The organism is Mycobacterium sp. 012931, assembly GCF_000419295.1.
GTDB classification, from domain to species: domain Bacteria; phylum Actinomycetota; class Actinomycetes; order Mycobacteriales; family Mycobacteriaceae; genus Mycobacterium; species Mycobacterium marinum.
In genome coordinates this window covers 4,480,166-4,498,970 of the sequence record NZ_AOPX01000001.1, presented here as the reverse complement: position 1 = coordinate 4,498,970, position 18,805 = coordinate 4,480,166, and the positions used below count along the sequence as shown (strand labels likewise).

The 18,805-nt window shown below is 65.2% G+C and carries 18 protein-coding genes and 1 pseudogene; 15 read left to right on the top strand and 4 right to left on the bottom strand.

The features are described 5' to 3' along the window. Positions 1 to 45: 45 nt before the first annotated feature. The 3 genes from MMSP_RS28885 to MMSP_RS19810 all read right to left on the bottom strand — a co-directional run bounded on the left by MMSP_RS28885 (position 46) and on the right by MMSP_RS19810 (position 3,012). Complete coding sequence (locus MMSP_RS28885) at positions 46 to 366, bottom strand: hypothetical protein (RefSeq protein WP_020724764.1); 321 nt, start codon at positions 364 to 366, stop codon at positions 46 to 48. 326 nt (positions 367 to 692) lie between these two features. Continuing rightward, entirely contained in the window at positions 693 to 2,405 is a 1,713-nt protein-coding gene (locus MMSP_RS19815; protein WP_012393705.1) for a CocE/NonD family hydrolase, read from the bottom strand. 31 nt (positions 2,406 to 2,436) lie between these two features. Beyond that, complete coding sequence (locus MMSP_RS19810; protein ID WP_015355268.1) at positions 2,437 to 3,012, bottom strand: hypothetical protein; 576 nt, start codon at positions 3,010 to 3,012, stop codon at positions 2,437 to 2,439. 193 nt (positions 3,013 to 3,205) lie between these two features. On the opposite strand from MMSP_RS19810, the gene MMSP_RS19805 reads away from it, so the two are divergent. From MMSP_RS19805 to MMSP_RS19765, 9 genes and pseudogenes are all read left to right on the top strand, one after another. Next, positions 3,206 to 3,517 (top strand): WXG100 family type VII secretion target, encoded by a 312-nt coding sequence (locus MMSP_RS19805; RefSeq protein ID WP_011740170.1) that lies wholly within the window; start codon positions 3,206 to 3,208, stop codon positions 3,515 to 3,517. Then, positions 3,508 to 5,196, top strand: a complete 1,689-nt coding sequence (locus MMSP_RS19800; RefSeq protein ID WP_020788042.1) for an alpha/beta hydrolase family protein — start codon at positions 3,508 to 3,510, stop codon at positions 5,194 to 5,196. The genes MMSP_RS19805 and MMSP_RS19800 overlap by 10 nt, the downstream gene beginning before the upstream one ends. Next, complete coding sequence (locus MMSP_RS19795) at positions 5,196 to 5,768, top strand: LppA family lipoprotein (RefSeq protein ID WP_020788041.1); 573 nt, start codon at positions 5,196 to 5,198, stop codon at positions 5,766 to 5,768. Before MMSP_RS19800 ends, MMSP_RS19795 begins: the two co-directional genes overlap by 1 nt. Before the next feature lie 57 nt (positions 5,769 to 5,825). After that, entirely contained in the window at positions 5,826 to 6,398 is a 573-nt protein-coding gene (locus tag MMSP_RS19790; protein WP_020788040.1) for an LppA family lipoprotein, read from the top strand. A 90-nt stretch (positions 6,399 to 6,488) separates the two neighbouring features. Then, positions 6,489 to 7,454, top strand: coding sequence for a metallophosphoesterase (locus tag MMSP_RS19785; protein WP_012393709.1), 966 nt, complete (start codon positions 6,489 to 6,491; stop codon positions 7,452 to 7,454). Next, positions 7,451 to 8,134: a 4'-phosphopantetheinyl transferase gene (locus tag MMSP_RS19780; RefSeq protein WP_012393710.1), complete on the top strand. Its 684-nt coding sequence runs from the start codon at positions 7,451 to 7,453 to the stop codon at positions 8,132 to 8,134. The genes MMSP_RS19785 and MMSP_RS19780 overlap by 4 nt, the downstream gene beginning before the upstream one ends. After that, entirely contained in the window at positions 8,131 to 9,036 is a 906-nt protein-coding gene (gene truB, locus MMSP_RS19775; protein ID WP_015355271.1) for a tRNA pseudouridine(55) synthase TruB, read from the top strand. Before MMSP_RS19780 ends, truB begins: the two co-directional genes overlap by 4 nt. Positions 9,037 to 9,142: 106 nt before the next feature. Further along, on the top strand, positions 9,143 to 10,345 hold the full coding sequence (locus MMSP_RS19770; RefSeq protein WP_020788038.1) for a lipid-transfer protein: 1,203 nt from the start codon (positions 9,143 to 9,145) through the stop codon (positions 10,343 to 10,345). Positions 10,346 to 10,373: 28 nt separating this feature from the next. Next, positions 10,374 to 11,613 (top strand): annotated as a pseudogene (locus tag MMSP_RS19765) (acyl-CoA dehydrogenase family protein). Between the two features lie 16 nt (positions 11,614 to 11,629). Here the strand turns inward: MMSP_RS19765 and mntR are convergent. Then, complete coding sequence (gene mntR / locus MMSP_RS19760) at positions 11,630 to 12,322, bottom strand: manganese-binding transcriptional regulator MntR (protein WP_020788035.1); 693 nt, start codon at positions 12,320 to 12,322, stop codon at positions 11,630 to 11,632. 180 nt (positions 12,323 to 12,502) lie between these two features. Between mntR and MMSP_RS19755 the strand changes: the two genes are divergently transcribed. From MMSP_RS19755 to MMSP_RS19730, 6 genes are all read left to right on the top strand, one after another. Further along, entirely contained in the window at positions 12,503 to 13,477 is a 975-nt protein-coding gene (locus MMSP_RS19755) for a bifunctional riboflavin kinase/FAD synthetase (protein ID WP_012393715.1), read from the top strand. Between the two features lie 125 nt (positions 13,478 to 13,602). Continuing rightward, a complete protein-coding gene (gene rpsO, locus MMSP_RS19750) occupies positions 13,603 to 13,872 on the top strand; it encodes a 30S ribosomal protein S15 (protein WP_011740180.1) in 270 nt (89 codons plus the stop codon). An 11-nt stretch (positions 13,873 to 13,883) separates the two neighbouring features. Beyond that, a complete protein-coding gene (locus tag MMSP_RS19745) occupies positions 13,884 to 14,417 on the top strand; it encodes a hypothetical protein (RefSeq protein ID WP_015355276.1) in 534 nt (177 codons plus the stop codon). A 34-nt stretch (positions 14,418 to 14,451) separates the two neighbouring features. Further along, positions 14,452 to 14,850, top strand: a complete 399-nt coding sequence (locus MMSP_RS19740) for an SMI1/KNR4 family protein (RefSeq protein WP_012393716.1) — start codon at positions 14,452 to 14,454, stop codon at positions 14,848 to 14,850. Positions 14,851 to 15,220: 370 nt separating this feature from the next. Beyond that, the gene (locus MMSP_RS19735; protein WP_036426749.1) at positions 15,221 to 17,509 is read left to right on the top strand and encodes a polyribonucleotide nucleotidyltransferase; all 2,289 of its coding nucleotides are present in this window, start codon (positions 15,221 to 15,223) and stop codon (positions 17,507 to 17,509) included. Continuing rightward, complete coding sequence (locus MMSP_RS19730) at positions 17,487 to 18,803, top strand: pitrilysin family protein (protein ID WP_020788031.1); 1,317 nt, start codon at positions 17,487 to 17,489, stop codon at positions 18,801 to 18,803. The genes MMSP_RS19735 and MMSP_RS19730 overlap by 23 nt, the downstream gene beginning before the upstream one ends. The last annotated feature ends 2 nt before the right edge of the window (positions 18,804 to 18,805 follow it).

The following is an 18,805-nucleotide window of genomic DNA, read 5'->3' as shown; positions in this document are numbered from 1 at the left end:
GAAACGCCGGGGTCACATCGGCCCGGTGGGCATTCTGGTCGGCCTTCACGTGAGCGAACCCCCAGGTGAACGTCGTGCGCCCGGCACGGTGGGCCGTTCGACTCCGAAGTCGGCTGCGCTGAGGGCGGATCGCGCGGCGGTGGGCACCACAGCGCCCGCGCCGCCCAGCGAACAACTGGTCAATACCTCGATCATGTAACGCACCAAATCGTCAATAGTTCCATCATGGGTGGGCTTGACCCCGTCCAATCGGTACGGGTCCGGCGGCTTGCGCCGTGTGAGCAAGTCGGTCTTGAACTCGACGGGAGCCGAGCATACCCAGAGCCGGTCGCGGACGCGAACCACACAGGCAGCGCGGGTCTGCACCCCAGCCAAATCGCGCGACGCTGCAATCAATGACGGGCAGATATCCCAAATGCTATGGAAAGCAGTGCTATTGAGGTGCAGAGGCGGAAACTGCCGGCTCCAGATTTTGCTGACCGACCGTGCCGCGGCGGAGGAGTTCAGGGATGCTAGCGCCCGCGTTGGGCGCTCATTGATCGTTGACGTGCTGCACTGCGCTACTGCGCATTTCAATCCGCGGTCGGCGCATCTCCGGGCCAAGCCCGTCGAGCCGCCATTTCGGCTCTCTCGGCCGAATCGCATTGACTGCCAGGCTAATTCGTCTCAATCGCAGATCCCGTGCGGACGCGTCATTCGGGTGATTCGTCGCTGCCCGCGTCCGTGATGTCGTTGGCTGACTGGTCGACACCCAGCAGCAGCCGCGACTGGCCGAAGTACACCGAGTGGGTGGCCGGTTGCACCTGCCGTCCGGTCAGGGTCGGCTCGTCGGTGCCCAGGTGGCGGGCATAACGCGGGAACCAGCTGCCCGCAATCAAGACGCGAATACGCGAGCCGGCCTTGAAGCGGTGAGCGATCGGATCGAGTTCGATGCGGACCGTTTCGGGCGCGTCGCCCAGTCGCTGGTAACCGTCACTGACGTTGCGGGATCGCCCGTTGCTGTCGACCTCACTGATCCGGACAAACACGTCGACGTTGGGATTGTCCGAGCTGTGGGTCAACTCGATCACCGGGTGCCCGTGAATCCACAGATCATGGGTCAGCGCGGAGCCGGTAAAGGTGAGCACGTCATTGCGTGACGCGAGCCGACTGTCGTTGCGATAGCCGGCTTTGGAGGACAACAGCGGGCCGCCGATGGTCGGGGTGGGATCGGTGGGGTCGTAGCGGAACGTTGCCGGTGTCGTTGCGTCGGGCGGCGCGATCTCGCTGAGGCGGCCGGTGGGGTGCAGGTAGAGCTCATGGTCAGTGGTTTTCGGCGGCCAGTCCGAAAGGTGGCGCCAGCCCTCGCCGGTCACGTAGACGCGAACCGCGTCGGGCCGGCGCAACTCGGCCGTGCCGCCCAGGTGGGTGTCGAGCCAGTCCAACGTCTCTTGTGCGCTGACGGCCAGCCCTTTGCTGAGTAGCTGCGAGTGAGTCCAGGGGCCGATGGTCAGCGCGACGTCCACGCCGCGGTCGCGCAGATGCCGATACTGCTGCAACGTTTGTTGCACAAAGACGTCTTGCCAACCGCCGACCAGAAGTACCGGAACCTGCACCCGGTCCAATGCGTCCGGGGAGCGCATCCGGTCCCAAAACGGATCGCTGTGGTCGGTGTGCTCGAGCCACGATTCGAACCACGGCGCCCCCGTACCGAGCAGCGTCCTGGCCGATTCACCCATCGGTAATTCGGCCGCCGCTCGCGCCACCCGGCGCGGGGCGGTCAGTTGGCGGATTCCGGTCCGGATGCGCACCGGATCCTCCTGGCGGGCGACCAACTCGCTCCAGCCCAGGAAGTCGTTGATGGCAAACGAGCCGGTGCCCCAGACCGAGGACCGCAAGTCGTGGGGGCCCGCGGTGATCACCGCCGCGGCCAGCTCCGGAGGCGGATCCTGCAACAACGCCCACTGGGTGAACCCCAGGTAGGACACCCCGATGGTGGCGAACCGGCCGGTGAACCAGGGCTGCCGGCGCAGCCACTCGACGGTGTCCGCGCCGTCGGCCGCCTCGTTGACCATTGGCTCGAACTGCCCGGCGGACCCGAAGGTTCCCCGCACGCTCTGCAGCACGACGTGGTAGCCGCGGGCGGCATACAGGCGGGCGAACACCAACGAGAACGGAAATCCGCGCCCGTAGGGTCCGCGGACCAGCACGGTCCCGGCAGGTCGCGACGTAGTGGGGCAGTAGTGGTCGGCCACCAGGTGGACACCGTCGCGCATCGGGACTCCGACGCGGCTCACGGTGTAGCGAGTGGTCGCGCGCGGTAGGCCCAATAAGCCGCCGAGAGCGCCGCCGGCCGCGCTGCCGCCGACTCGTTTGGTCAAGGCGCGCAGCGTGGGCTGCCCGACGTCGGTTGAAGTGATGCTCATATCCCCAGGTTAGCCACGCTCGCTAGCGGAGCTAGAAAACGTAGTAGGGGGCAAGTTCATTTGCCCGCTGCAGGTTGGTTGCCTGGCAGTCGACATCGGGCTCGGAGTAGACGGTGGAGTAGTAGAGCGACTGCTGGATCACCCCGTAGCTGGTTTTGAAGGTGACCATGCAGGAGGAGAACCAGAAGCTGTTGTGATAGGTCGGCTTCATCACCCAGTACTGAGCCGCCCGGTGGCCCGCGATAGTGGTCTCGATGGCATCCGGCGGCAGGGTCTGAGCGTAGGTGCGCCAGACGATCGTTTCGACGGCCATCTGGTAGTTGCCCGCATCGAAGTGGCACCGCAACCCATCCTCGTGTTCAGGCGGCGTGTAGGCCAGACCGAGTCGCTGCACGGCGTCGAACGGGATGTCTTCGCACGCGTCGAACGGGCGTACGTTGTTGGTCTCCACGATCGGGCTCTTCATCGTGCTCGACAGCGGCGCGGTGGTTGAGCGCAGATCGATGTTTTCGCCTCTGGTGGGGGCCGGCGCGACGCCCTGCCAGCCGATCACCGCCGCTGCGACCAGTGCGCCAAGCGCTCCGGCCAGACGCACTTTGGTAAGCACGACACCCCCTGCCTTTGGGCGGTCCCTTTGCCCGGAGTGTACAAGTCGGCTCCGCGCCGCCACAGTCAAACGAGAACTTGTTCTAGTCCGGGGGGTTGATTTCTTGGTGGCCAACTCGAGCGTGGCGCAGCTCGAATTTCGCCCTGACCCGCGATGAAGTGCGCTTGGTGGCGCCCAGTGCAAGAATGTCTGGGTGTTTGAGATCAACCCGGAGCAATGGGTGCGCTCAGCGGCGCATGTCACCGGGCAGGGGGAGGACTTGGCGGCCGGACATTTGTCGTCCGATCATCGGATCCAGGCCGCTCAGTCCGGGTGGCAGGGCGCGTCGGCGCTGGCTCTCAATGCCGCCATGGACGACTGGTTGGAAATGTCGAGGGCGTTGTTGAGCAGAATCGGCGATCATGCACGCGGCCTGCATCAAGCCGCCGTCGCGCATGCGGCGGCGGAGGAGGAGCGGGCCCGCGCGCTCGCCCAAGTGGGCGTTGGTTTTGATCGATGTCGCTGACGGTCGCCGATATCGATCGGTGGGACGCGCAAGCGGTTCGGGAGGTGTTCCACGCGGCCACCGCCCGAGTCCAGGTGAGCTTGGAGGTGTCGCGTCAGCTGGCCACGCTGTCGATTTTTGCCAACTCCCGTGGCAAGACCGCCGAGGCTGCCGCGCATCAGAACGCGGGACTTCGCCGCGATCTCGACGCCCACGGTAATGAAGCGTTGGCAGTTGCGAGGGCGGCGGATCGGGCCGCTGATGGGATTGTGAAGGTCCAATCGGAGTTGGCCGCGTTGCGCAATGCCGCCGCGGCCGCCGAACTGCAGATCGATGCGCTGAGCAGCCGGGTGGTGCCGATTGCGGGCTTGCGCCACACCGAGTCCGAATGGGCGCGGGTGCTTGCCAAGCAAGCCGAGCTGCAGGCTGACCTGGGGGCGATTGTGGTTGAGGCGAACACCATCGACGAGGAATTGGCGTCAGCGGTCAACATGGCCGACGGTGATTCGCCCATCCCGGCCGAGGCCGGTGCGCCGGTCGGACCCGAGGGACTGACACCGACTCAGCGGGCCAGCGATGCCAACGAGGAGCTGTTGCGTGAGGAACGCGCCAAGCTGCGAGCCCGGATTGGGCAGTTGCAGGGGCGCTATGACCAGCTGGCGGCGCGGGCCGCCAGCGACTACAACAACGGCATCCTCGACAGCGATGCGATGGGCCAGCTCGCCGCCCTTGGCGATCAGCTGACCGCCGCCAAGGGCCGGCTGGGCGATCTAGATGCTGTTGATCAGGCACTGCGAAACGCCCCGGAAACCTACCTGGCCCAGTTGCGGGTTCCGGACGACCCGCACCAGCAGGTGCTGGCTGCGGTGGCTGTGGGTAATCCGGACACCGCAGCCAATGTTTCGGTGACCGTGCCCGGAGTCGGTTCCACCACCCGGGGCACCCTGCCGGGCATGGTCACAGAGGCGCGGAATCTACAAAGCGAAGAAATGCGGCAGTTGAAGAATGCCGGCAAACCGACGTCGGTCGCCGCGATCGCCTGGATGGGCTATGAGCCGCCCCCCAACCCGCTCGACACCGCAACTGCGGGTGACCTGTGGCAGACCATGACCGATGGGCAGGCACGTGCGGGCGCCGGCGATTTGTCCAGGTATTTGCAGCAGGTGCGCGCCAATAACCCCTCCGGCCACCTCACCGTGTTGGGGCACTCCTATGGCTCGTTGACGGCGTCGCTGGCCCTGCAGGACCTCAACGCCCATGGCGCGCATCCCGTCAACGATGTCGTGTTCTACGGTTCACCCGGCCTGGAGCTCTACAGCCCGGCTCAACTGGGACTCGAGCACGGGCATGCTTATGTCATGCAGGCGCCGCACGATTTGATCACCGGCGTGGTGGCCCCGCTGGCCCCGCTGCACGGTTGGGGGCCGGACCCGTATCTGACTCCCGGCTTGACGGAGTTGTCGTCACAGGCCGGTTTCGATCCCGGTGGGATCTGGCGGGACGGGGTGTATGCCCATGGTGATTATCCGCGAGTCTTCCAAGATGCCGCCGGGCAGCCACAGCTGCGGATGTCGGGCTATAACCTGGCGGCGATCGCCGCTGGGCTGCCGGACAATAAGGTCGGCGCGCCGTTGCTTCCGCCGGTTCTGGGCGGCGGGATGCCGGCAGCGCCCGGCCACGTATTGGCGGGAGGGCATTGATGCGGTGGCGGCTGGTGGGGTTGTTGGCGCTGGTTTGTGTGCTGGTGCTGGGGTGCGGTTCCAGTGGTTCTGGTGGTCTTGGGCGTGGTGGTGAGCAGGAGGGCCCGTTGAGTCCGGAGAAGGTTGCTGAACTGGAGAACCCGTTGCGGGCCAAGCCTTCGTTGGAGGCGGCCAAGGATCAGTACCGCGCGGCGGTGACCCGGATGGCCGATGCGATCGCGGCTCTGGTGCCGGGGTTGACCTGGTCGATGGATGTGGACAGCTGGAATCATTGCGGTGGCGAGTACGTCTGGACCAACGCCAAAATGGCGTATTTCATGGTCGGATTCAGCGGGCCGATTCCCGACGACAAGTGGCCGCAGGCTGTTCGGATTGTCAAAGATGGTGGGCAGCAGTTCGGCGCCATCACCTTTGGGGTGATGAAGGACAAGCCGGGTGACCATGACGTCTACCTCGCTGGGCACGGGGGCGTCGAGTTCAAACTGGGCACCCAGGTGGCCTCATCGCTCACGGCGCAGTCGGACTGCCGGATCAGTGAAACCGACACACCCAGCCCACCGCCGCCCCCGTAGCCGGTTGCCGGACGGTGCTTGTCGGCGCCTGCCGCAGCGGTGTGAAGGGGGGTATTGATGCGGTGGCGGCTGGTGGGGTTGCTGGCGCTGGTTTGTGTGCTGGTGCTGGGATGTGGTTCCAGTGGTTCTGGTGGTCTTGGGCGTGGTGGTGAGCAGGAGGGCCCGTTGAGTCCGGAGAAGGTTGCTGAACTGGAGAACCCGTTGCGGGCCAAGCCTTCGTTGGAGGCGGCCAAGGATCAGTACCGCGCCGCGGTGACCCGGATGGCCGATGCGATCGCGGCCCTGGTGCCGGGGTTGACCTGGTCGATGGATGTGGACAGCTGGAATGGGTGTGGAGGCGATTACGAGTGGACCAGGGCCAGAACGGCGTATTTCATGGTCGGATTCAGCGGGCCGATTCCCGACGACAAGTGGCCGCAGGCTGTTCGGATTGTCAAAGATGGTGGGCAGCAGTTCGGTGCCACCACCTTTGGGGTGATGAAGGACAAGCCGGGTGACCATGACGTCTACCTCGCTGGGCACGGGGGCGTCGAGTTCAAACTGGGCACCCAGGTGGCCTCATCGCTCACGGCGCAGTCGGACTGCCGGATCAGTGAGACCGACACACCCAGCCCACCGCCGACCCCTTAGCCTGGGGCCTTGAACCCCGCCGCTGCGCCCGAGGTGTGCGGGACCCAAGGATTTCGTCTCCACTTCACCGGGTCGTTAGGCTGGTGAGTCGTGACAGGACACGAATCGACCGGCGGGGCGCAGCCGACGTTGTGGGCTGTCTCCGATCTGCACACCGGTCATATGGGCAACAAGCCGGTCACCGAGTCGCTGTACCCCTCCTCGCCAGAGGACTGGCTGATCGTCGCCGGCGACGTTGCCGAGCGCACCGACGAGATTCGTTGGTCGCTGGACTTGCTGCGGCGGCGATTCGCAAAGGTGATCTGGGTGCCCGGAAACCATGAGCTTTGGACCACCACCCGCGATCCGATGCAGATTTTTGGCCGGGCGCGCTATGACTACCTGGTCAACATGTGCGACGAAATGGGCGTGGTGACACCCGAGCACCCCTTCCCGGTATGGACCGAACGGGGTGGCCCGGCCACCATCGTGCCGATGTTCTTGCTGTACGACTACTCGTTTCTGCCCAGCGGCGCGACCACCAAAGCCGAGGGTATGGCCATCGCCAAGCAACGCAATGTGGTGGCCACCGACGAATTCCTGCTCTCGCCCGAGCCCTATGCCACCCGGGATGCCTGGTGCCGCGAGCGGGTTGCCGCTACCCGCGCCCGTCTCGAACAGCTCGACTGGATGCAGCCCACCGTGCTGGTGAATCACTTCCCGCTGCTGCGCGAACCGTGTGACGCGATGTTCTACCCGGAATTCTCGATGTGGTGTGGAACCACCAAGACGGCCGACTGGCATACCCGCTACAACGCGCTGTGTTCGGTCTACGGCCATCTGCACATCCCGCGCACCACATGGCATGACGGCGTGCGCTTTGAAGAGGTGTCGGTGGGCTACCCGCGGGAATGGCGTCGACGCAAGCCCTACAGCTGGCTGCGTCAGGTGTTGCCGGACCCCCAGTACGCGCCGGGGTACCTCAACGACTTCGGCGGTCATTTCGTGATCACTCCGGAGATGAGGGCGCAGGCCACCAAGTTCCGGGAAAGACTGCGGCAGCGGCAGGAGCGGTGACAATCAGCATGTTGGTGTCGTCGGTTCTACCCGGCACCGTGGTCGATGATCTGGCGTATGCGGAGCTGTACTCGGACCCGCCCGGCCTGGTGCCGCTGCCCGAAGAGGAACCACTGATCGCCAGGTCGGTTGCCAAGCGGCGCAACGAGTTCATCACCGTCCGCCACTGTGCTCGCGTCGCGTTGGGCGACCTCGGTGTGCCGCCGGTGCCGATTCTCAAGGGCGACAAGGGGCAACCGTGCTGGCCCGACGGCGTGGTGGGTAGCCTCACCCACTGCTCGGGCTACCGCGGTGCCGTGGTCGGTCGCAGCGCCGCGGTGCGTTCGGTGGGCATCGACGCCGAACCGCATGACGTGTTGCCCAACGGCGTGCTCGATGCGATCAGCCTGCCCGAAGAGCGCGACGAGATACCGTCGGCAATGCCGGACGGCCTGCACTGGGACCGAATACTGTTCTGCGCCAAGGAAGCAACCTACAAAGTATGGTTTCCGCTGACCAATCGGTGGCTGGGATTCGAGGACGCGCACATCACGTTCGAGGCCGACGACTCGGGGCGGACCGGCCGCTTTGTCTCCCGCATCTTGATCGATCCGAGTGCGCTGTGGGGCCCGCCCCTGACGACACTTCACGGTCGATGGTCGGTTGAGCGCGGGCTGGTGCTGACCGCGATCGTGCTATGAGCCGGCAGAACGCCGGTCCCGGCTTTGGCCCGGGCATCGTTGTGGTCGACAAGCCGGGCGCAATGACCAGCCACGACGTGGTTGGGCGCTGCCGCAGGATCTTTGGCACCCGCCGGGTCGGCCACGCGGGAACCCTGGACCCGATGGCCACCGGTGTGCTGGTGATCGGCATCGAGCGTGCCACCAAGATCCTTGGCCTGCTGACCGCCACGTCGAAGTCGTACGCCGCCACCATCCGGTTGGGCCAGACGACCTCCACCGAGGACGCCGAAGGCGAGCCGCTGGCCTCGGTGTCCGCCGAACATGTCGCACCCGAGGCAATCGCGGCGGCGATCTTGGATTTGACTGGCGACATCAGACAAGTTCCGTCGGCGGTCAGCGCGATCAAGGTGGACGGCCGGCGCGCGTATCAACTGGCCCGGGAAGGCCAGACGGTCGAGCTTGCGGCGCGCCCGGTGCGCATCGACCGATTCGAGCTGATGGATCTTCGGCGCGGCGCCGATGTGATCGATATCGACGTCGAAGTCGACTGCTCGTCAGGGACCTACATCCGCGCCCTGGCGCGCGATCTTGGTGCGGCGCTCGATGTGGGCGGCCATTTGACGTCGCTGCGGCGCACTCGCGTTAGTCACTTCGACCTGTCCCAGGCCGCGTCACTCGACGAGCTGGCCGAGCGGCCGGCGCTGAGCCTGACCCTCGATCAGGCCTGCCTGCTGATGTTTCCGCGCCGCGACCTCACCGTCGACGAATCTCAGTCCGTGGGCAACGGTCGTCCCCTTGAACCGGCCGGAATCGACGGCATCTACGCCGCCAGCGATGCCGATGGCCGGGTGATTGCGCTGTTGCGCGACGAGGGGCGCCGCACCAAGTCGGTGGTGGTGATCCGCCCGGCGACGATGTAGGGGACCCGCCCCTAAAGTCGATGCGGCCGGGTTGCACACTGTGCAAGAGGGGTCGTTCCGGCCTTTCAGCCGCTAAGGGGGGCCTGGAAGGGTAGTAGGGGTAAAGATGCCTAACAACGGGTCGAACAGGGTTTTTGTCATCGGCGTCGGCATGACGAAGTTTGAGAAGCCGGGTTGTCGTGAAGGCTGGGATTATCCCGACATGGCGCGCGAGTCGGGAACCAACGCGCTCAATGACGCCGGCATCGAGTACCGCGAAGTCGAGCACGCCTACGTCGGCTATGTCTATGGAGAGTCGACGTCGGGTCAGCGGGCGGTCTACGAGCTGGGTATGACGGGCATTCCGGTCGTCAACGTCAACAACAACTGCTCCACCGGTTCCACCGCGTTGTTCCTGGCGGCACAGGCGATCCGCGGCGGACTCGCCGACTGCACCGTCGCGCTGGGCTTCGAGAAGATGAAGCCGGGCTCGCTGTCCTCGTCCTACGACGACCGCACGCAACCGATGGACAAACACGTCAAGGCGCTGGCCCAAATAGCCGAATTCGCGTTTCCGGTGGCTCCCTGGATGTTTGGGGCCGCCGGACGCGAACACATGCAGCAGTACGGCAGCACGGCCGAGCACTTCGCCAAGATTGGCTTCAAGAACCACAAGCATTCGGTCAACAACCCGTTCGCGCAGTTCCAGGAGGCCTACACGCTCGACGACATCCTGGCGTCGCGGATGATCTACGAACCACTCACCAAGCTGCAGTGTTCGCCGACCTCAGACGGCTCGGGGGCGGCGATCCTGGCGTCGGAATCCTTCGTCGACAGCCACGGGCTGGCCGGGCGAGCGGTCGAGATCGTCGGCCAGGCCATGACCACCGACTTCGCGTCGACCTTCGACGGCAGCGCCAAGAACCTCATCGGATACGACATGAATGTTCAAGCGGCACAGCGCGTTTACCAACAATCTGGACTTGGCCCCGAAGACTTTCAAGTGATCGAGCTGCACGACTGCTTCTCGGCCAACGAGTTGTTGCTCTACGAAGCGCTGGGCCTGTGTGGCCAAGGTGAGGCGCCCAAACTGATCGACAACGGCGACACCACCTACGGCGGACGTTGGGTGGTCAACCCTTCGGGTGGGCTGATCTCCAAGGGGCATCCGCTCGGTGCGACCGGTCTGGCCCAGTGCTGCGAACTCACCTGGCAGCTTCGTGGCACCGCCGACAGGAGGCAGGTCGACAACGTCACGGCCGCGCTACAGCACAATATCGGGCTCGGTGGCGCCGCCGTGGTCACCGCCTACCAGCGCGCCGAACGCTGAGCGGCGAGCGGGCGGCGAGGCGGCTCCGATGATCGAGTGGTCCGACACAGATCTGATGATGCGCGACGCGGTTCGTCAATTCATCGACAGGGAGATTCGGCCAAATCTGGATGAACTGGAAACCGGTGCGCTATCGCCGTATCCGATCATGCGCAAGCTGTTCAGTCAGTTCGGTTTGGATGTGCTGGCCGCCGAATCGGTCAAGTCGATATTGGACGCCGAGCGCGCCAACCAAGGCGAAAAGCGGCACCGAACCAGCGGTTCGGGTGGCCTGGGGCCCCAGGCGTCGATGGGCCGCGGTGCTGGTGTCCGAGCTCGCCGGAGTCAGCATCGGCTTGCTGAGCACGGTCGCGGTGAGCCTTGGATTGGGCGCGGCGACCATCATGAGCCGCGGCACGCTGGCGCAGAAGCAGCGCTGGTTGCCCGAGTTGATGACGCTGGAAAAGATCGCGGCCTGGGCGATCACCGAGCCGGATTCCGACTCGGATGCGTTCGGCGGCATGAAGACTCACGTCAAACGTGACGGCGCCGACTACATCCTCAACGGTCAGAAGACTTTCATCACCAACGGTCCTTACGCCGACGTGTTGTTGGTGTACGCCAAACTCGACGAGGCCGGAGCCACGTCCTCGGACCGGCGGGACCGGCCGGTACTCATCTTTGTGCTCGAATCGGGTATGGCAGGCCTCACGCAAGGCAAGCCATTCAAGAAAATGGGCATGATGTCCTCGCCGGCCGGTGAGTTGTTCTTCGACAACGTGCGGCTGACTCCGGACCGTCTGCTCGGCGAGAGTGAACACCACGGCGACGGTGACGGACGTGAGAGCGCCCGTGCCAATTTCGCCGTGGAACGTCTCGGGGTGGCGCTGATGGCGCTGGGCATCATCAACGAATGTCACCGATTGTGCGTGGACTACGCAAAGACTCGTACGTTGTGGGGCAAGAACATCGGGCAGTTCCAACTGATCCAGCTCAAGCTGGCCAAGATGGAGGTGGCCCGAATCAACGTCGAGAACATGGTCTTTCAGACACTCGAGAAGTTCAAGGCGGGCAGGGAACCGACACTGGCCGAAGCGTCGGCGATCAAGCTGTACTCCTCCGAAGCCGCCACCGACGTCGCGATGGAGGCCGTCCAGTTATTTGGCGGCAACGGCTACATGGCCGAGTACCGGGTGGAACAGCTTGCGCGCGATGCAAAGTCGCTGATGATCTATGCCGGAAGCAATGAGGTCCAGGTAACTCACATCGCCAAGGGCCTTCTTGGCTGAGGTCGGATCAGACCGATCAGGCCACCACCCAGATCGCTCGCGCCGCGGGGCTCCCCAAATCGACCGTGTTCGCGGCGCCGTCGGCCGATTCGATCGCCACCGAGATCATGCCGGCGAACTCACGCCGGGTCAGGACCCGCAGCTGCGAGTCGAGGTTGATCCCGACACTGTCGAAATACCGCAGCATCTCCGGGTCGGCATCGGATATGCGTGCCACGGTCGCGGTGTCACCATCCCGACAGGCCCACAGCTGGCGGGCCGGTGGGGTGGGCACTTGCCCGTCGGAGGCGGGAATGGGATCACCATGGGGATCCCGCCGCGGGAAGCCCAGCTTCGCGTCGATCCGGGCCACCAGGCGATCCGATACCGCGTGCTCGAGCACCTCGGCCTCGTCGTGCACCTCATCCCAGCCGTAGCCGAGCTCATTGACCAGGAAGGTTTCCAAGAGCCGGTGCCGGCGCACCATCGTCAGCGCGGCTCGCCGCGCCGAGTCGGTCAGGGTCACTGCACCGTACTTTTCGTGGTCGACCAAGCCCTGCTCGGCGAGTTTGCGTATCGACTCCGAAGCGGTGCTGGCCGACACGCCGATCTTCTCCGCCAGCATCTTGGTGCTGACCCTTTCCCGCGACCACTCCTGCGCCGTCCAAATGACTTTCAGATAGTCCTGGGCAACCGTGGTGAGACCGCCAGGCTCCTCGTCAGCCCTCACAAGGAGAAAGTTTAGGCAACCCACGCCTGATCGGCGGTCCAGCCCGCCAAACGAGCGTGTCCCGGTGGACCCCGATGACCGTCCGAGCGCGCGCCGAACCCGCTCGGACAGTGCCGGCAAGACCCGCCAACCCCAGCGATGCTGTACGCCGCGGTCCCATCGCGCCGTAGGCTTGCGGTTGTGCAGCGGTGGCGTGGCCAGGACGAGATCCCCACGGACTGGGGCAGGTGCGTGCTCACCGTCGGGGTATTCGACGGTGTGCACCGCGGGCATGCCGAGTTGATCGCGCACGCCGTGAAGGCCGGCAGGGCGCGCGGCGTGCCGACCGTGATGATGACCTTCGATCCACACCCGATGGAAGTGGTCTACCCCGGCAGCCACCCGGCGCAGCTGACGACGCTGACCCGTCGCGCTGAATTGGTCGAAGAGCTGGGCATCGACGTGTTCCTGGTGATGCCGTTCACCACCGATTTCATGAAGCTCACACCGGATCGCTTCATCCACGAACTGCTGGTCGAGCACCTGCACGTGGTCGAGGTCGTGGTCGGTGAGAACTTCACCTTCGGCAAGAAGGCGGCCGGCAGCGTCGACACCCTGCGCCACGCCGGCGAGCGATTCGGGTTCGCCGTGGAGGCCATGTCGCTGGTGTCCGAGCACCACAGCAACGAGACCGTGACGTTCTCGTCCACCTACATCCGGTCGTGTGTGGACGCCGGTGATGTCATGGCGGCCACCGAAGCCCTGGGCCGCCCGCATCGTGTCGAGGGCGTCGTGGTCCGCGGCTACGGGCGTGGCGCCGAACTGGGGTTCCCCACCGCTAACGTTGCGCCGCCGATGTATTCGGCCATACCGGCCGACGGGGTCTACGCCGCCTGGTTCACCGTCCTGGGACACGGCCCGGTGACCGGCGCGGTCATACCGGGGGAGCGTTACCAGGCGGCCGTCTCGGTCGGGACCAACCCGACGTTCTCCGGACGCACCCGCACGGTCGAGGCGTTTGTCCTGGACACCGCCGCGGACCTCTACGGTCAGCACGTGGCGCTGGACTTTGTTGCCCGCATCCGAGGCCAGAAGAAATTCGCTTCCGTGCCCGAATTGGTCGCCGAGATCGGGGCGGATACCGAACGGACCCGGGTCCTGCTGTCGACCGGCTGACCCGCGGCGTTTGTGTCTGTCGGCCACACCGCTGCTAGACTGCCCGACGACATCGGCGCGTGCTGCGGTTCGCGGTGGCCGCGCCGGCTAATCCCTGATCGCGGACCAATTGATGGAGATGTTTCGTGGCGCTGACTGCCGAGCAGAAAAAGGAAATTCTGAATTCCTACGGTCTTCATGAGACCGACACCGGATCCCCGGAGGCGCAGATTGCGCTGCTGACCAAGCGGATCTCTGACCTCACCGAGCACCTCAAGGTGCACAAGCACGACCACCACTCGCGGCGTGGACTGCTGCTCCTGGTGGGGCGCCGGCGCCGGCTGATCAAGTACATCTCCCAGATCGATGTGCAGCGCTATCGCTCGCTCATTGAGCGTCTGGGCCTGCGTCGCTGACCCCCGGCGCGATGCGCGCCTTGTTCTTGGCCGTGCTGATGGTTCTGGCGGTGCCGGCATCCGGCGTCTTGGTGGGTTGCTCGTCAACCACCAAGGCCGCCGACCTGGCGGTGGGTGACTGCCTCAAACTTGCCGGACCGCCGGACCGGCCGCAGGCCACCAAGGCTGCGTGCGGCAGCGAGGACTCCAACTTCAAGGTCGTTGCCGTCGCCAAGGATGGGACCGACCACACGGAGTGCCCGGCCGACGTGGATTCGTCGTACTCCAGCCGCAACGTGCTGGGCGGCGCAAACAGCACCCTGTGCCTGGACGTCGACTGGGTGCTGGGCAGTTGTATGAGTGTCGACCCGGACCACAAGACCGACCCGTTTCGAGTGGGCTGCAACGACGCGTCGGCGCCGCACCGGCAACGGGCCACCCAGATTCTCCAAGATGTCGCATCCCCGGTCACCGTGGATCAGTGCGCCAGCGGTGTGGGCTACACCTACACCGAACGGCGGTTCGTTGTCTGTGTGGAGGACGTCGGCGGCAGTTCCCAGACGTAGTGGGTGAGTTTGATCGTTCCATCAGGAGAAGTTGATGCCCTTCCCGGTCGCTGAGAAGTACATCCTCGACACCGAGGAGAAGCTCGGAGTTACCTTCCCCGCGGCGTTCCGGGCGAAGATGATGGCCGATAACGGTGGGGCTGTCGAGACGTCGTCGGACGTCTGGGACTTGCACCCCTTCTTCGACACGAGCGACAAACAGCGGCTGAAGCGGACCTGCAATGACATTGTCCGCGAGACGGCAAGCTCCAAGGAATGGTTCGGCTTTCCGGTCAACGCCGTCGCCATTGGGGCCAACGGTTGCGGCGACCGGCTCGTCTTGTTGCCTGGTGTGAATGGTTCGGCATTGCGCGACGAGGTCTTCTGCTGGGACCACGAGTTGGGCGAGCTCGAGAAGGTCGCCGACGATTTCACGGAACTGGAATTGGCTTAGAACCGGAGCCCTCGATAATCGTCGACAGGTTCCCATCATGGCCGGGCATCGTGGCGAATTGGCCGGTGTACAGTGAGGAAGTTCTGGGCCCATTCGGCCCAGGCACTGTGGTGCGGTTCACGCAGATCCGCGTGCGCCGTTCCAGCGAGTCGCTACGTATGTCCGAGGGAGCAGCCCTGCCTGTATCGGGCGGTCTTCGGTAGTGGCTGCCGGGCACCCCGGATCTGGGGAAAGTCCGGCCGCTTCGATCGACGGCCGTAGCCGCATCCAGGCCGGCCCATCTGGGTCCGCGAGGAGTCCTGCAAACTCATCGGGTTGCGTGTGACGCCGCGAAACAGCTGAATAACCCAGAGAGGGCCGCACGGACGTTATGTCTGTAGCTGAAACTGAAGAAGGCGTGTTCGAAGCAACCGCCACCATCGACAACGGGAGCTTCGGCACCCGCACCATCCGTTTCGAGACTGGCCGATTGGCCCAGCAGGCCGCCGGCTCGGTGGTCGCATACCTCGACGACGAGAACATGTTGCTGTCGGCGACCACCGCCAGCAAGAACCCCAAAGAGCATTTCGACTTCTTTCCGCTGACCGTCGATGTCGAAGAGCGGATGTATGCCGCCGGCCGCATCCCCGGTTCGTTCTTCCGTCGTGAGGGCCGCCCCTCCACCGATGCGATCCTGACCTGCCGGCTCATCGACCGCCCGCTGCGGCCGTCGTTCGTCAACGGACTGCGCAACGAGATCCAGGTCGTGGTGACGATCCTGAGCCTGGACCCCAACGACCTGTACGACGTGGTGGCGATCAACGCCGCGTCGGCCTCGACCCAACTGGCCGGGCTGCCGTTCTCCGGTCCCGTCGGGGGCGTGCGGGTGGCCCTCATCGACGGCCAGTGGGTCGCATTCCCCAACGTCGAGCAGCTCGAGCGCGCCGTGTTCGACATGGTGGTTGCCGGACGGATTGTCGGCACCGAGGAAGACGGCACGCCCGACGTCGCGATCATGATGGTCGAGGCCGAGGCCACCGACAAGGTCATCGAGCTGGTTGAGGGTGGCGCCCCGGCGCCGACCGAGAGCGTGGTCGCGCAGGGTCTGGAAGCGGCCAAGCCGTTCATCGCGGCGCTGTGCACCGCGCAGCAGGAGCTGGCCGACGCATCTGGGGCCACCGCCAAGACCGGTGCCGAATATCCGGTGTTCCCCGAATACGGCGACGACGTCTACTACGCGGTGTCCTCGGTGGCTACCGATGGACTGGCCGCGGCGTTGACCATCGGTGGTAAGGCCGAACGAAACCAGCGCACCGAGGAAATCAAGGCCGAGGTGCTCGAACGGCTGGCCGACACCTACGAGGGCCGGGAAAAAGAGATCGGCGCCGCGTTTCGCTCGCTGACCAAGAAGCTGGTACGGCAGCGCATCGTCACCGATCACTTCCGCATCGACGGCCGCGGCATCACCGACATCCGCGCATTGTCGGCCGAAGTCGCCCTGGTTCCGCGGGCCCACGGCAGCGCGCTATTCGAGCGCGGTGAGACCCAGATTCTCGGCGTGACCACGCTCGACATGGTCAAGATGGCGCAGCAGATCGACTCGCTGGGGCCGGAGACCACCAAGCGGTACATGCACCACTACAACTTCCCGCCGTTCTCCACTGGTGAGACCGGCCGGGTCGGTTCGCCCAAGCGACGGGAGATCGGGCACGGTGCGCTGGCGGAGCGGGCGCTGATGCCGGTGCTGCCCAGCGTTGAGGAATTCCCGTACGCCATTCGCCAGGTATCCGAAGCGCTGGGTTCCAACGGCTCGACCTCGATGGGGTCGGTGTGCGCTTCGACGCTGGCGCTGCTCAACGCCGGCGTGCCGTTGAAGGCGCCGGTGGCCGGTATCGCCATGGGCCTGGTGTCCGACGATGTCGAGGTGGACGGCAAGACCGAGCGCCGTTTCGTCACCTTGACCGACATCCTGGGCGCCGAAGACGCGTTCGGTGACATGGACTTCAAGGTCGCCGGAACCAAGGACTTCGTCACTGCACTGCAGCTGGACACCAAGCTCGATGGGATCCCGTCGCAGGTTCTGGCCGGTGCGCTGGCCCAGGCGAAGGATGCGCGCCTGACCATCCTCGAGGTCATGGCCGAGGCCATTGACACGCCCGACGAGATGAGCCCGTACGCGCCTCGGGTGACCACCATCAAGGTTCCGGTGGACAAGATCGGTGAGGTGATCGGGCCCAAGGGCAAGGTCATCAACTCGATCACCGAGGAGACCGGCGCGCAAATCTCCATCGAGGACGATGGCACCGTGTTCGTCGGCGCCACCGACGGGCCGTCGGCTCAGGCTGCCATCGACAAGATCAACGCCATCGCCAACCCGCAACTGCCTACCGTTGGTGAGCGGTTCCTGGGCGCGGTGGTCAAGACGACCGACTTCGGTGCCTTTGTGTCGCTGCTGCCCGGTCGCGATGGCCTGGTGCACATCTCCAAGCTGGGCAAGGGCAAGCGCATCGCCAAGGTCGAGGACGTCGTCAATGTCGGCGACAAGCTGCGGGTGGAGATCGCCGACATCGACAAGCGCGGCAAGATCTCGCTGGTGTTGGTGGCCGAGGACGACGATTCAGCCGCTGCGGCGGCCGCCGATTCCCCGGCGCCGGCCGATGCCGCCACGGCAAGCAGCTGACCCTGCGGCCGTCCCGGCACTGCGCCGCACCACACTGCCGGGCGGTCTGCGGGTCGTCACCGAATACCTGCCTGCGGTGCGCTCCGCGTCGGTCGGGGTCTGGGTAGGGGTCGGGTCGCGGGACGAGGGCACGACGGTGGCCGGTGCCGCGCACTTCCTCGAGCACCTGCTCTTCAAGTCGACCCCGACCCGCACCGCGGTGGACATCGCTCAGGCGATGGACGCCGTCGGTGGGGAGCTCAACGCGTTCACCGCCAAGGAGCACACCTGCTACTACGCGCACGTGCTCGACAACGACCTAGAGCTGGCCGTGGAACTGGTGGCCGACGTGGTGCTCAACGGACGCTGCGCCGCCGACGATGTCGAGCTGGAACGTGACGTCGTTCTCGAGGAGATCGCGATGCGCGACGATGACCCCGAGGACGCACTGGCGGACATGTTCTTGACGGCCATGTACGGTGACCATCCGGTCGGCCGGCCGGTGATCGGCAGTACGCAATCCGTCTCGGCGATGACGCGAGCCCAGCTGCACTCGTTTCACATGCGCCGCTACACACCGGATCGGATGGTCGTCGCGGTAGCCGGCAATGTCGACCACAACCAGGTGGCCGGGTTGGTGCGCGAGCACTTCGGGCCACGCTTGGTCCGCGGCCGCCGGCCCGTCGCCCCGCGCAAAGGCACGGGCCGGGTCAACGGCACCCCGCAGCTGGTGCTGGCGGACCGGGAAGCCGAACAGACCCACGTGTCGTTGGGAGTCCGCACGCCCGGACGTGGCTGGGAGCACCGCTGGGCTTTGTCGGTGCTGCATACCGCGCTCGGCGGCGGATTGAGCTCGCGGCTGTTCCAGGAGATCCGCGAGTCCCGCGGTCTTGCCTATTCGGTCTATTCGGCGCTGGACATCTTCGCTGACAGTGGAGCGCTGTCGGTGTATGCCGCCTGTCTTCCGGAACGTTTCGCCGAAGTGATGCGCGTGACCAGAGAGGTGCTGGAGGCGGTGGCACGCGACGGCATCACCGAGTCCGAATGCCGTATTGCCAAGGGTTCGCTGCGTGGCGGGCTGGTGCTGGGGCTAGAGGATTCCAGCTCGCGAATGAGCCGCATCGGCCGCAGCGAATTGAACTACGGCAAGCACCGCACTATCGAACACACTTTGCAGCAAATCGATCGGGTCACGGTCGACGAGGTCAACGCACTGGCCCGCCGGCTGCTGGTGAAACGATACGGCGCCGCGGTTCTCGGCCCGTATACCTCGAAACGACAGCTGCTGCAACAACTTCGAGCGATGGTAAATTAGGT